Below are 956 nucleotides of genomic sequence, written 5' to 3' on the forward strand. Positions count from 1 at the left end.
AGATGGCGTCGCGAGAATCCAGATAAAGGGCCGCTGCATCCTCAACCCACGAAAGATTACGGGCCGAATGGGGGCAATTGATCTACGACAACCCTTCGATACTGTGCTCTTGGTGCTGCTTGATTCTGAGTTCAACGCATTTGCAATGTACGAAGCGAGTCGTGCCAAGGTAGAGTCAGCACTGACCCTGCCTGGCTCGAAAGCCAGAAATGAACGGGGAGCGCTGGCGATTAGGCAATTCATGGCGATAGCTACCTTGCGCTGGGCTCGCCATGAGGCCAGCGAATCAGAGAATCTACTTCCCTCCTAGAATCGAGCGCTAGTGGTATGTTGCTCTGAGATACATATTTAATGTCCCCAATAAGGCACATTAACCATCATTTTTAGGCTTAATGGCCCTATTTGGGGACATTAAACTGAGCAAAGGAATGCGGACAATGATGGCTATAGCCCCCTACCTCACCCGACTATCTTCTGATTTGGAAGCAAGCCCCTAATGGTTCCTGGCATAGCTTCTAAATATCCGCGTAGTAATACTGCACCATAAAGATTCAACCGTAGGTGCATTTTTAGTTTTACTAAAAAAAAGCGGCGATGTAGTTCCAGACGCAGAAAAAATAATAATCGATGTGATTCGCTACAAAGTTAGGTGCCGCAAGCGATAGGAAGTAGTGAACAATGGCTGCGTATAGACAGAAACACACAGTCCAAGCGAGCCAGTAAACGGTGCGTCCGGACGATATAGGTTTTTCAACCAAGCGCTTCCAGTCTTCGGCAGACATAAAGTTGTAGATCTTCTTCCGCCACCCTTCTCTACTGCTGTCAGCAAGACTGTTAAAACGCAAGGTTGATAGAGTGTTGATAACTATGCTCAATATGAGAAGTGCAGAGACACCAAGATACAGAATCGTGGTAGCTGTATCGGCCACGCCTGCAGTCGCTATCGGAGTCTTGAT

Annotated in this window: 2 protein-coding genes; one reads left to right on the forward strand and one right to left on the reverse strand. The window is 47.6% G+C overall.

Going from position 1 to position 956, the window contains the following annotated elements:
• A partial coding sequence (locus ASU03_RS21630) for a hypothetical protein (protein ID WP_231731646.1) occupies positions 1 to 310 on the forward strand: 310 nt, incomplete at its 5' end.
• Between the two features lie 268 nt (positions 311 to 578).
• Here ASU03_RS21630 and ASU03_RS21635 read toward each other — a convergent pair.
• The coding region (locus ASU03_RS21635) for a hypothetical protein (RefSeq protein WP_231731647.1) at positions 579 to 956 on the reverse strand (378 nt) is incomplete at its 5' end.

Source organism: Colwellia sp. TT2012 (assembly GCF_001440345.1).
Classification (GTDB): domain Bacteria; phylum Pseudomonadota; class Gammaproteobacteria; order Enterobacterales; family Alteromonadaceae; genus Colwellia.